The sequence below is a fragment of the Priestia aryabhattai genome, from assembly GCF_023715685.1.
GTDB lineage: Bacteria > Bacillota > Bacilli > Bacillales > Bacillaceae_H > Priestia > Priestia aryabhattai_B.
Window position 1 is genome coordinate 361310 of the sequence record NZ_JAMBOQ010000003.1, and the last position, 11834, is coordinate 373143.

General features: G+C 37.9%; 13 protein-coding genes, 1 pseudogene and 1 riboswitch. Of the genes and pseudogenes, 7 read left to right on the forward strand and 7 right to left on the reverse strand.

Annotated elements, in window-relative coordinates; all coding sequences use genetic code 11:
* Window positions 1-271 precede the first annotated feature (271 nt).
* Entirely contained in the window at window positions 272-586 is a 315-nt protein-coding gene (locus M3225_RS14940; protein ID WP_251394982.1) for a hypothetical protein, read from the reverse strand.
* Between the two features lie 319 nt (window positions 587-905).
* Here M3225_RS14940 and M3225_RS14945 point away from each other — a divergent pair, with 319 nt between their 5' ends.
* The 4 genes and pseudogenes from M3225_RS14945 to M3225_RS14960 all read left to right on the forward strand — a co-directional run bounded on the left by M3225_RS14945 (window position 906) and on the right by M3225_RS14960 (window position 4075).
* Window positions 906-2063, forward strand: a complete 1158-nt coding sequence (locus M3225_RS14945) for a flagellin N-terminal helical domain-containing protein (RefSeq protein ID WP_251394984.1) — start codon at window positions 906-908, stop codon at window positions 2061-2063.
* A gap of 343 nt (window positions 2064-2406) precedes the next feature.
* Window positions 2407-2520, forward strand: a pseudogene (locus tag M3225_RS14950) (flagellin); the annotation flags it as partial.
* Window positions 2521-2788: 268 nt separating this feature from the next.
* Window positions 2789-2974, forward strand: a complete 186-nt coding sequence (locus M3225_RS14955; protein ID WP_251394986.1) for a hypothetical protein — start codon at window positions 2789-2791, stop codon at window positions 2972-2974.
* A gap of 102 nt (window positions 2975-3076) precedes the next feature.
* Complete coding sequence (locus tag M3225_RS14960; RefSeq protein ID WP_251394988.1) at window positions 3077-4075, forward strand: endonuclease; 999 nt, start codon at window positions 3077-3079, stop codon at window positions 4073-4075.
* A gap of 117 nt (window positions 4076-4192) precedes the next feature.
* On the opposite strand, the gene pcp is transcribed toward M3225_RS14960, so the two are convergent.
* The 3 genes from pcp to M3225_RS14975 are packed head-to-tail and all read right to left on the reverse strand — an operon-like array spanning window position 4193 to window position 6519.
* On the reverse strand, window positions 4193-4834 hold the full coding sequence (gene pcp / locus M3225_RS14965) for a pyroglutamyl-peptidase I (protein WP_251394990.1): 642 nt from the start codon (window positions 4832-4834) through the stop codon (window positions 4193-4195).
* Between the two features lie 14 nt (window positions 4835-4848).
* Entirely contained in the window at window positions 4849-5814 is a 966-nt protein-coding gene (locus M3225_RS14970) for a DUF979 domain-containing protein (RefSeq protein ID WP_251394992.1), read from the reverse strand.
* Window positions 5815-6519 (reverse strand): DUF969 domain-containing protein, encoded by a 705-nt coding sequence (locus M3225_RS14975; RefSeq protein WP_251394994.1) that lies wholly within the window; start codon window positions 6517-6519, stop codon window positions 5815-5817. It abuts the gene before it with no gap.
* Between the two features lie 376 nt (window positions 6520-6895).
* Here M3225_RS14975 and M3225_RS14980 point away from each other — a divergent pair, with 376 nt between their 5' ends.
* Window positions 6896-7807 (forward strand): zinc ribbon domain-containing protein, encoded by a 912-nt coding sequence (locus tag M3225_RS14980; RefSeq protein ID WP_251394996.1) that lies wholly within the window; start codon window positions 6896-6898, stop codon window positions 7805-7807.
* A 64-nt stretch (window positions 7808-7871) separates the two neighbouring features.
* Window positions 7872-9329: a zinc ribbon domain-containing protein gene (locus M3225_RS14985; RefSeq protein WP_251394998.1), complete on the forward strand. Its 1458-nt coding sequence runs from the start codon at window positions 7872-7874 to the stop codon at window positions 9327-9329.
* A gap of 98 nt (window positions 9330-9427) precedes the next feature.
* On the opposite strand, the gene M3225_RS14990 is transcribed toward M3225_RS14985, so the two are convergent.
* Entirely contained in the window at window positions 9428-9985 is a 558-nt protein-coding gene (locus M3225_RS14990) for an HPP family protein (protein ID WP_116074413.1), read from the reverse strand.
* 233 nt (window positions 9986-10218) lie between these two features.
* On the opposite strand from M3225_RS14990, the gene M3225_RS14995 reads away from it, so the two are divergent.
* A complete protein-coding gene (locus M3225_RS14995; protein WP_251395000.1) occupies window positions 10219-11010 on the forward strand; it encodes a histidinol-phosphatase HisJ family protein in 792 nt (263 codons plus the stop codon).
* A gap of 107 nt (window positions 11011-11117) precedes the next feature.
* Here M3225_RS14995 and M3225_RS15000 read toward each other — a convergent pair whose 3' ends face one another.
* Window positions 11118-11240: an anti-repressor SinI family protein gene (locus M3225_RS15000; RefSeq protein ID WP_251395002.1), complete on the reverse strand. Its 123-nt coding sequence runs from the start codon at window positions 11238-11240 to the stop codon at window positions 11118-11120.
* A 20-nt stretch (window positions 11241-11260) separates the two neighbouring features.
* Window positions 11261-11347, reverse strand: a riboswitch (cyclic di-GMP riboswitch).
* 120 nt (window positions 11348-11467) lie between these two features.
* Window positions 11468-11803 (reverse strand): helix-turn-helix domain-containing protein, encoded by a 336-nt coding sequence (locus M3225_RS15005; protein WP_016766484.1) that lies wholly within the window; start codon window positions 11801-11803, stop codon window positions 11468-11470.
* Window positions 11804-11834 lie beyond the last annotated feature (31 nt).

The following is an 11834-nucleotide window of genomic DNA, read 5'->3' on the forward strand; positions in this document are numbered from 1 at the left end:
AGTCTCTGTCACGGAGACTCTTTTAAACGATCAATTAATATAATAATTGGAGTGTATTTTAAGGCTGTTGGTCACTTTGAGGGAGAATTAAATTCTTTGAATGTTAACCATTTCTATCGCAATTGTACGTTGATGGTTTATCACGGTATAGTGCCTATGCCGTAAGAGTTAAATAATACATATCTTTTTAGAATATAAGATAAGAATACTAGTTTTATCGTTAGGTAAAGTAAGAAGACAGGGTAACTATGTATCCTGTCTTCTTTTGCTGTTAGTCGTTCAACGTATGTAAAAAATCACTTAATGCTTCTGCTGTTGGAAACTTGAATGAATATCCAAAAGAAATCGGCTGTTTTCCTCCGTTTAACCGCTTTGGAAAATGTTTTAAAGCGGTACTATGAACTTTTCCATCGCTTTGACTTAAGTCTACATCAAATGAAAGAGGACTCACTACAAGATTTATTTCTTTTGTTGGCAGTAAATAGACAATAGCTTCAGTCTCTTGATGTCTGTATTCAAGTCCTTTTGTTGTTTCGTTTGTTAGTTCAAAGTTATGAGTTTCAAAAATGTGTTGTAGATTGTGCATGATAGGGGCTCCTGTCTTTTTAGTGGTTATAAGTATTGTACAAGAGTGTAAGTGGTTTTTGAAGGAGTGGAGTAAATGATTCTTTAAATAGCAACTTATCAAAATCTAACCCTAGCAACATCATAAATAAAATTTCAAAAGAAAATAAACCGAGACTGTAAACAACTTAACCTCAATGCCGATATATAGTATGAACATATGTCCTAGGGATCTATGTTTGATTACTGTTATTCCCCACTGAATAAATCAGTAAGCGAGAAACTTCTTGCATACAAGGATGTAACCAAGAAGTAAAACAATTATATGGAGGTAAAGGAAAATGAGAATTAATCACAATATTGCAGCGCTAAACACGTACCGTCAGTTTAACAGTGCAAACAATGCACAAAGCAAATCAATGGAGAAATTGTCTTCAGGTCTTCGCATTAACAGTGCGGCTGATGATGCAGCAGGTCTTGCAATTTCTGAAAAAATGCGCGGTCAAATTCGTGGGTTGGATCAAGCTTCATCAAATGCTCAGGATGGAATTTCTTTAATTCAGACTGCAGAAGGAGCTTTAAATGAAACGCATGACATCCTTCAGCGTATGCGTGAACTTTCTGTACAATCAGCGAATGATACAAATACAGACGATGATCGTGCAGAAATTCAAAAAGAGGTAGATCAATTAGGAAAAGAAATTGATCGTATTGCTGATACAACTCAATTCAACACTAAGAACTTACTAGATGGTTCAATGGATAAGACGACTACGGCAGGTGCTAATGTTAACACTGGAGGAGTATTAAAAGACGCAGGTAACTCAGGCGCAGCCATAGCAACCACTACTTTATTAACTGACCTTCAAGACAAGGATGGCAATAGTTTAGGAATCGTCGCAGGAGATAAAATTGAAGTTTCTTATGTGGTAGATGGTGCAACTAAACAGGATATTATTACTGTTGGAGCGGCATCTGATGTTGCAGCACTTTTTGGTGGAACTAATACAGCCGCAGATACTGATGTAGCAGTAAGTGCTAACGGAGAAGTAGAGTTAACAGCAGCCGCAGATGGTACTGCAGGTGCTGTTCATGGAGTGACATTAACTGTTAAGGATTCAACAGGTAATGAAAAAACAGGTGCAACAAATGCGCTATCTAGTTTCAGTGAAACAACTCAAGCAACTAATGACCACTCTGATGGCTCAGCAACATTCCAAATTGGTGCAAACACTGGTCAGAACATCAATCTTGCTATCAAAGACATGGGTGCTTCAGCTTTAGGGGTAAAAGATATTAAAGTTGGTAACCAAGGTCAAGCTAATGTAGCGATTAAAGTTATGGATGAAGCCATTCAAAAAGTATCTGCTGAGCGTTCAAAACTCGGTGCTACTCAAAATCGTCTAGATCACACAATTAACAACTTAAGTACATCTTCTGAAAACTTAACTGCTGCGGAATCTCGTATCCGTGACGTAGATTATGCTTTAGCTGTATAAGCAGCAACAAGCACAGTCGTCCTAGCTGGTAACGGCTAGCGATTATAATCGGGTGAATTGCTGGAAACCCCTTAGAGCTTTTCTTGCTACAACGTAGTTGGAAACGACAAGCGTGAAGGTTTGAAAAAAGAAAAGATTGGGCAATCAGCAGCCAAACTCCTGTGAGGAAACTCTGGAGAAGGTTCAACGACTAGGGTAGACCATCTAAAAGCTAAGCTCACGATGATGAAATCCATAGGTGAAACAGTATCCATCAGTATTGTGAATCCGAAGTGCCCGACCCCTACTTCTATAAGAGGGTGAAGATATAGTCTGGTCATTTATGAAAGTAAATGTTCGCACGATGGCGAAAGAAATGATGAACCAAACAAAGAATTCAATTCTTGGTCAAGCAGCACAAGCAATGTTGGCTCAATCTAATCAGCTGCCTCAAGGAGTTTTACAACTTTTGAGATAACCGATTAAAGGGCGTCTAGCTTGGTAACGAGCTAGAGAATAACTGGGTGAACTGCTGGAACTTCCTAAAGCTTTATCAACCACAACGTAATCAGAAACGGTAAGCGTGATGGTTTGAAAATGATGAAGATAGTATAATGGATAATCAGCAGCCAAGCTCCTGTGAGGAAACTCTGGAGAAGGTTCAACGACTAGAGAATACGGTCTAAGGTGAAAACTATGACTATGAATCTCGTAGGGCAGTGAAACTGTTCGAAGTGCCCAGCTCCATGAAAAACATGGATGAAGATATAGTCTATTCTGTAACTGAAAAGTACAGTCGCAAAGCAAGCGAACCAACAACCACAGGGAGTTTTACAACTTCTTCGTTAATTTTAAATTATTTAAAAGAGGCTCTAGCTATTTTGCTAGGTCTCTTTTTTTTAGAAGTTTTTTACATTAAAGCAATGAAATGACTTTAAAGAGAGTTTATCTGTTTTACATTTCTTAATATTGAAAAAATATAAAATCTAAATTAAAATAGAGCAAATGTTCTTATTAAAGGAGGGTGAACATAAATGGATGCAGAAAAGCAATTGAGCGAGTTAATTCCGTACAATCAATTATGTATGATAGTAGGGAAGTTATTAGGTGATGGCAATATTTCTATTGAAAAAGGACGTCGGCCGAGGTTTCGCTTTAGCCATTGTTTAAAAGATAAAGAGTGGGTCTTTGGTTGCTATGAACAATTAAGAGATCATATCGAGTTATCATTTCCTAAGTATCGAAAAGTTATAGATCAGCGTTTAAAAAATGGATATAGTGAAAGCTACTACTCACAATCAAAAGTAGGGGAAGTCAGTTCATTATTAAAAGAAATCTGGTATCCCCACGGTAAAAAAGCTCTGCCAGTGGAATTTATAAACGCTCATTTTTCACCATTAACTTTAGCATGGTGGTATCAAGATGATGGTTCTTTAAAGGTTAGCAATTCTAGTATTAAGAAGATTATTCTTGCTACAAATAGCTTTAGTAACCAAGAAAATAAAAAGCTAATTGAAATCCTTTTTACAAATTTACATCTTTCATTTTCTTTAGATAGCCAAAATAGGCTAGTAATATACGATCAGAAGCAAATTCTCTATTTTCTCAGCTTAGTTAGCGAGTTTATTCACCCATGTATGTCTCGAAAGGTTAATATACCTAAAACCAAATCACCATCGTTTCAATCAAATAAAAGAACGACTATTACTTTACCACTTACTATTCTTGTAACTTCACCTACAAAAGATTTACGATACTTCCTTAGCTATTTACCGAAACTTTTACCACAATTGAAAAATAGAGTTACCTATCACCACTTTTTTAAACATCAGTTCTTTCTTGAACGTACTGTTTCCAATAGAAAAAGCTATCAAATTCAATTAGAACAAAATGAGTTGCGCCTTTTGTACGAATGCAGGCAAATTACAGGCTTATCTATGAATCAATTAACAGAACTATGTTATATATTGCAAAATAATAATAATTTAATAAAAGAACGAAAGACAGCGTATCAAATTTCCACTAAAAACTAAGAGAGTTAAGACATTTTATAAATTTAAATAGCCGTTTTTAGTTGTAAAAAACCTTACTCACAAGTGGAGTAAGGTTCAGGTTTTTACCAAGAAAAAATTGTAAGTTAATACTACTATTTAATGCGTAGCCCCACCCGAAACCACAACATCCTCTTCAACCAAAATCGTCGTCTTCACCACGCTCAGCAGTCCCTGCGCGATCAAATCCAGCGACATACTCGCTTTCCCTGGGTGATTGACAGCTTGTTCAGGAAGGTAAGGAATATGCACAAATCCGCCTTTAATCGAGCAGTTTTGAATCATGTTCATGAGCCCGTAAAACACGTGGTTGCAGACAAACGTTCCAGCGGTTTGAGAAACGCTGCTTGGAATGCCTGCTTGGCGTAAGTTTTCGACAGCTGCTTTGATTGGCAGTGTCGAAAAGTATGCGGCAGGGCCGTTTTCGATAATAGGGCGATCAATGGGCTGCTGGCCGATGTTGTCAGAGATTCGCGCATCGTCTACGTTAATTGCAACGCGTTCCACTGTTATGCCTTCTCGGCCGCCCGCTTGTCCTACGCAAATGACGATAGAAGGACTGATTTCTTCTATATACGTATGAAGCTTTGCGAGCGATTCGCCAAACACAGTAGGAAGAGATTTAGCAATAATGTGATAGTCTTCAACAGCTACACCGTCTAAAGCTTTGACAGCTTCTAAAGACGGGTTAACGCTTTCACCTTCAAATGGTTCAAAGCCGGTTAGTAATACAATTGTCATTCTAGTCGTCTCCTTTAAAAATGATATACAAGATAGTACATTAATAGCGTATTAACAACAAAAACGGATAGCGCAATCGGAACTTGAGCTTTAATCACGGCATTTTTGTCTTTTAATTCAAGCAGCATGGCAGGTACGATGTTAAAGTTGGCTGCCATTGGCGTCAACAGCGTGCCGCAGTAGCCAGCAAACATGCCCAGAGCTGCCATAATCGCGGGATTTCCTCCGTGCATGTGTACAATCAGCGGAAGTCCAATACCTCCCGTAATAACGGCAAACGCTGCAAACGCATTTCCCATTACAACCGTAAATAGCAGCATTCCCAAGCAGTAAGCAAGCACTGCAACAAACGCATGGTTAGTCGGCAGTACATCGCTTACAATATCCGAGACGACTGTTCCAACGCCTGATTTTGAAAAGATACCGCCAAGTGCTGCGAGCATTTGCGGTAAAATAACTGCCCAGCCCACTGCTTGAAGCAAACGGCTTCCTTCTTTAACAGGCACGTCCATTTTCGCTTTGGTGACGCCCATTGAAGCGATAAACGCAATCACAGCTGCGATTGCCAGTGAAATTAACGTGACTTTTTCTGGATCAATTAACGCCCAGTTTCCGAACTTAATTTTTCCAAAAAGAAGAGTACCGATAATCGTAAAAATAGGAATAAATAAAGCTGGTAAAAAGATTTTGTTTTTTAATCTTTGCGCATGAGCCACTCGTTCTTCAGCAGGTGTTTCCGCTTCATTGGATTTAGTCACGCGGTTAAATGAAGCAAGCAGCACCATAATAATCACCAAGCAGCCTACATAAAAAGGCGGAATCACGTTGCCAAATAAAAACGTAATGGAAAACAGCGCCCAAAATAAAGAAGATCCTAAACGGTTAGGATGGTTAGGGTCACGTGCGATTCGAATCGCGATAAAAGCGACAATAATACCGAGTAAGTAGTAAATCGTATCAAGTGTCAGGATACTTTTCATTTAGCTCGCCTCCGTCTTTGAAGATGATGTTGATTTGTGCTTCGTCATTTTTTTGTGAATACGTCGGTCTAACTGACGGAAACGAATAGCACTGATCAGCAGCGCTGAGATGGCTGTCGGAATTCCCCAAAGCGCCATATCCCAGACGTCAACGTGAATACCTACGGAGTCAAAGAACCCTTTCATTAAGAGAATTCCACCCGTTGCGATAAAGATATCTTCTCCGAAAAACCAGCCCGTATTTTCAGCTGCCGCTGCATGAGCACGAATATCTTCTTTTACTTTAGGAGGAAGCTCTCCGTATTTTGCACGAGCTGCACCTTCAGACATAGGTGCAACTAACGGGCGCACGGATTGAGCATGTCCCCCGATATTTAAACCGACAGCGGCTGAGATTTCACGGATAAAAAGATATATAAGTAAAACATTTCCAGAAGAAGCGTTTTTGGCTTTTTTAATCAGCACTTCCGCTTGTTCCTTCAGCCCGTATTTTTCTAACACGCCGAAGATAGGAAGAGTAAGTAAAATAGCCATAGACATATAGCGGTTATCCACAAAGAACTGTCCGAACATCGTAATCACTTCATGAAGCGATAAGCCTGATACAAGACCTGTCACGATGCCTGCGATAGTCACCACAAGCAGTGTATTTAGACGAAATATAAACCCCACTGCCACTAGCAAAACCCCAATTAATTTCAACATAGAAAATCCCCCCTTGAGTATGTATAAATCGTGCTGTAAATTCACCTCCATTGCTTTTCTAAAAAAACAAAGATGTTTTGAGTATAAACAATTCTGAAAATTAAAACAAGATAGTTAAGGCATAAAATAGTTTTATTGGTGAACTAAAAGCATAAAAGGAAGGTTTATATGCAACATGCATGTAGAAATCAAAGAAAGGATTCCGCGAAGAAGTTTGGGTAGAAACTTTTTAAGCTAATCTGCTGAAAACAACTCTCCTGAAATACCAAAAATGGTGTATAATGCTAAAAGGTATGAATATAGAATTATATAGATTATATATAGGTAAATCTATATAACTATATTTTAAACAATATATTGAAGGAGGAAGGAGCATTTGAATTGTTCAAATTGCGGCCATTTTAATGATGGCGGAAAGTTTTGCGTGAAATGCGGTCATAGATTAAAAGAAGAGGCAGCTGCAAGCCAGACGGCAGCAGCATCTGAATATCAGCCTCAACCTCAGCCGCAAACAGCGTATGCGCCTCAACAACCTAATCAACGTGTTCGTCAGGCGAAAAAGGTGTCAAAATCATTTTTTAGTTATTTTGCAGAAGGAATTAAAAATCCAACAGCTACAGCGCAAGCAGCAGGAGAAAGCCAATTTGTTAATGCTCTTATTACAGTCATTCTTTATGCTCTTAGTATACCTATTATGCTGTATGTAGGCTGGAAGCTATTATTGATTCAGTTTGTTCGAAGCATGTTCAAACTGCCTATTATCAGTGAAGAGATGGCTCCATCTGACCTGGAGGAATTTAATACGGGTGCTGATTTGATAAAAGCTACAGATATCAATAGCATTATTCATTTCAATTTTACCGATTTTGTCTTTAAGCAAGGAATTCTCACTTTTATTGGACTTGCGGTTATTATTGGAGCAACATATATTGCAGCAAAGTTTGGAAAGGTAGACGTTTCCTTTAAAGAATTTTTCTCACGCTTTGGCACGTTTTTAATCATTCCAACAGCTCTTCTTTTAATTGGGCTTGTGCTTTCATTTCTCCATGTGGAATACTTCTCTTATTTTATGAATTTTGGTTTGTTGAGTATTTTCCTTGTGGTTCCATTTACGATTGCTAGCTTTAAGCAAAGCGGAACAACTGGACTTGATCGTATCTATAGCACTCTTATTGTGTATGTAGTAATTACGATTGTGCTGACGTTCATTGCGAATGGCTTAGGAGAAGAAGCCAAAACCATTATTACAAGAATGGGAAACAGCACTGAATTGAATGACCTATTTTAAGCAGACAGAAAGCATCGTGTACAGCGATGCTTTTTCATACCATTATGACAAAGGAGTGTAGAAATTGGGATATTGTAAAGAGTGTGGACATCAGTTAACAAATGAGCATGAATTTTGTCCAGAGTGTGGACATCCTGTCGAAAGGAAAGCGGCTTCTAGTGAAGGAGCACAATCACAGCGTTACGTAGAAACTGCATCACCTTCAGTAGAGGAGGGCAGAGACTCGGTAAAGCCTTCAAATAAAAAAACAAAGGTTATTGCGATTTCAGTGATAGCAGCAGCTGTGATATTAGGAGGAGCTTATTACGGAATCGATAAAACAATGATGGCTCCTAAAGCAGTATCAGAAAAATTCATTGCTTCAGTAAAGAGCAATGATGTTGATAAAGTAAAAAAATATGTAAATGATGGTCAAATTCAACTAGAAGCCAACGATGAGCAAACAAAAGCATTTATTACATATTTGCATGAAAATCCGAATGTAATGAAATCAATCTCTGAAGGGTTAGCGGCAGATAGCAGAGCGCTTGAAGCAGGAGTTCCAAGCGAAGATCACTCTTCATACGCTAAGTTAGAACAAGACGGAAAGAAATGGGGGATCTTTGATCATTACACGGTACAGGTAAACCCTGTGTATGCAAAAGTTCAGTCTACAGAAGATGCGACAGCGGTATATATTGACGGTCAAAAAGCTGGAACGGTAAGCAGTGACTCTTCTAAAAAAATTGGACCATTTTTACCTGGGACCCATACGGTAAAAGGTGAAGTTCAAAATGATTATGGAAAAGTTGAAAACGAACAAGAGATTGAAGCCACTAACGGAGAAGATGTGAACGTGGAATTTGATTGGTCAGATCATGCGGTATACGTTTCTTCAGATTATGATGACGCGACGCTGTTCGTTAATGGCAAAGACACAAAAACAGAAATTGGCGATATTGATTATCTAGGTCCACTGCCAATGGATGGCTCTGTAAAAGTATATGCAAAACGTAAATTTGATTCTGGAGAAAAGAAAACGGAAGAAGTATCGATCAAAAAAGGAATAGAAGATATTGCGCTTAATTTTGACGAAGAAAATACGGCAGAAGCATTAGCTCCTTCTAAGGAAGAACAGTTGGATGACGAAGATTCAAAAGCTGATTCTGAAGTATCTACTAGCGAAGTTTCTAGTTTTATTGAACAATATATGTACGCTACAATTTCATCAATCAACAGTGGAGACTTCTCTATTGCAGAGCCTTATATCGATTCCAACGGACCAAAATACAAGGAACAAAAAGAGTATACAGCTTACCTAATCAAAAAAGGAATAACAGAAGATTTATTAAGCTTTAACGTAAATAGAGTAACAAAACTTGATGATTCTATGTATAAAGTGTATACAACAGAAGAGTATGATATTTCGTACGGAGACGGATCTGTTAAATACAAAAAATTTAACAGTATTCATAAAGTAAAAGAGTTATCTGATGGAAGTCTAGGGGTTTACCAGCTTATTAGTTCAACTGAAGTAAAGTAAGAGCTACTAAATGAACCCTGAAACAGCAAAACACATAGTGTAGTAAGGAAAAACAAATAAAAAAGACGTCTTCTATGAGGAGACGTCTTTTTTATGTATTAAACCCAATACCTGGGATACTGCCGATCTTGAAATAAATTGTTATACACGGTAGAAATTAGTACAATCACACACGCACAAATCATAATAACCCCTAAAAATCCCCAGCCGGCCCCTGTGTTAATCGCTACAATTGCGCTAGCTGCAGCGGGAGGGTGAACGGTCTTGGTAAGAATCATTAAAATAAGAACAAACGCAAGTACAATCGCAATCGTAATGAGGCTCCGATGAAATAAACTCCAAATAATAAGTGCTGAAATCGTCGCAAGCAAGTGTCCTCCAAGCACGTGGCGCGGCTGTGACAAGGGACCTTTATGAGCGCCAAAGATAAGCACGCAGCTTGCACCAATCGGAGCAAGGGCCATTGGATATCCAAGCGCGAGTGCAATCGAGCTGCTGATGATAATCGCAATTAAGCCTCCTAAAGAAGAAACGACTGCATCTCTATAGTTGATTTTCGGTTCTTCTTTTAGTTCTCCTTTCATCTTTTTCGTATAAGAGCTTAAGTAAGACAGAAAGGGGCTTTTTGTTTGAGAAAAACTCTTTTCAATTTCCATTTCTTATTTCCTTTCTCTTTTGTAAGTAAAAGTCGTTTGTCAAGTTGTATGTCAGAACATCTGCTATATTAAGTTAGTTTATAAGAAAACAAGGTTTACTGGAAGAGGAAAAAAGTCTTTTTTTAGTGGAAATTTTTTTTATGAGCGAAAAGAGGCGGGATAGGCGGGGGAAAGGGTCTCTATGTGCAGTCAGGGCAAGAGAGATGTATAATGAAACGAGAGGTGACTAAATTATGTATCTAGTAGACTACCATCATCACACAAACAATTCATTTGACTCACAGGCAGTCATGAAAGAAGTGTGTGAACAAGCTGTAAAAAACGGCATCAACGAAATTTGTTTTACCGAGCACTTTTCATTAAATCCATTGGCACCAACATATGGTCATATGGATTTTGATAAATACGAACGAGAACTAGCTGAATGCAGAGATCAGTTTCAAGGGCAGTTAGTGATTAAAAAAGGAATTGAAATTTGTGAGCCGCACTATTTGAAAGAAGAATATCAAAAAACGATAAATCAAGAGAAATTTGATTTTATTTTAGGATCGGTTCACAATATTAATAACATCAAGCTTCGTAAACATTTGGAGCTGAATGATAAAGAAGCAATTTACCGCACATACTTTAACGAAATGTATAAGCTAGTAAGCGGAGCGGATATTGACGTGTTGGCTCATTTAGATTTAATGAAGCGCTACGCGTTTGAGCAATACGGCATTTATGACTTTCATCAATTCAAAGATATTTTTGCCGAGATTTTGAAAAAAGCAATCCAGCGCAATATTGGAATTGAAATTAACACTTCAGGGATAAGAGGGAAGCTAGGCGAAGCGCTACCGGCCCTTGAAGTTGTTGGCCTGTACCGTGATTTAGGCGGAGAGATCTTAACGATTGGGTCTGATTCACACTTTGTCGAAACCGTAGGAGCTCATATGAAAGAAGCGGTTGAAATGGCGAAACAGTGCGGATTTACAGAGATTTATACGTTTGATCAACGTAAGCCAAAAGGAATTCGCATTTAATATGAGCGTATTTCACTTTCTCTATACTGAAAAACATACATTTTATTCATTAGAAAAATAATAATAAATTAAAAAAGCACGCTCAGATCAGAGCGTGCTTTTTTAATTTATTTCCGCTTAAACTCCGATAAAAATCTCCGGACTTCTTCGATGGTCAGCCCCAGTTTGCGAGCTACTTCCATAAGACTTACCCATTCTTGATCCATTGACAGTACATATTCTTTTTTCATTACGATTCATCCACCCTTTGCCAGGGAACCCAGCCATCATAGCCGGAAGCGGCCTTAGACCTGAAGCTTTGCGTCACTATTTTTCAATAGTTTTGCCCTTATCTGGATAATTTGTAATATTCATTTCATTATATATTTCAAAGTTATTTTACAAGAAAATAGTTGTCTAGTATGTCGAAATGAGTCGATTATCACAAAAAATTCGAAAAATTAGTTAATTGAGGATGCTAGTTCTTTTTACGGAACTTCAAATAACACTGAAATTCAATAAAATCTTCTCGTGTCATGCCATCTTGGATTGCTTGTTCAATTAATTGAAGCCATTCTTTGTTAAGATTCGGCTTTAAAGGTACCGTTTCAATGCTAATTTCTGGATCAATTAAATAATCAATGGTTGTATGCAGAGAAGAAGCAATTTTATCAAGCATTTTTAAGGAAGGATTACTGTTAAGGCCTTTTTCTAAATGACATAAATATGATTTTGAAATATGAGCTTCTTCAGCCAAGCGAGTCATTGAATAACCTTGCTTTAACCGCAAATTCTTAATTTTTTCTCCTATCACTTCAGTTCATCCTCTTCATATTGTTTTGTTC

Coding starts and splice junctions, on each gene's coding strand:
- M3225_RS14970 (WP_251394992.1), bottom strand. CDS start 5,814: ATGAAAAGTATCCTGACACTTGATACGATTTACTACTTACTCGGTATT.
- M3225_RS14975 (WP_251394994.1), bottom strand. CDS start 6,519: ATGTTGAAATTAATTGGGGTTTTGCTAGTGGCAGTGGGGTTTATATTT.
- M3225_RS14990 (WP_116074413.1), bottom strand. CDS start 9,985: ATGGAAATTGAAAAGAGTTTTTCTCAAACAAAAAGCCCCTTTCTGTCT.
- M3225_RS14955 (WP_251394986.1), top strand. CDS start 2,789: ATGAAAAACATGGATGAAGATATAGTCTATTCTGTAACTGAAAAGTAC.
- M3225_RS14960 (WP_251394988.1), top strand. CDS start 3,077: ATGGATGCAGAAAAGCAATTGAGCGAGTTAATTCCGTACAATCAATTA.
- M3225_RS14945 (WP_251394984.1), top strand. CDS start 906: ATGAGAATTAATCACAATATTGCAGCGCTAAACACGTACCGTCAGTTT.
- M3225_RS14995 (WP_251395000.1), top strand. CDS start 10,219: ATGTATCTAGTAGACTACCATCATCACACAAACAATTCATTTGACTCA.
- pcp (WP_251394990.1), bottom strand. CDS start 4,834: ATGACAATTGTATTACTAACCGGCTTTGAACCATTTGAAGGTGAAAGC.
- M3225_RS14940 (WP_251394982.1), bottom strand. CDS start 586: ATGCACAATCTACAACACATTTTTGAAACTCATAACTTTGAACTAACA.
- M3225_RS15000 (WP_251395002.1), bottom strand. CDS start 11,240: ATGAAAAAAGAATATGTACTGTCAATGGATCAAGAATGGGTAAGTCTT.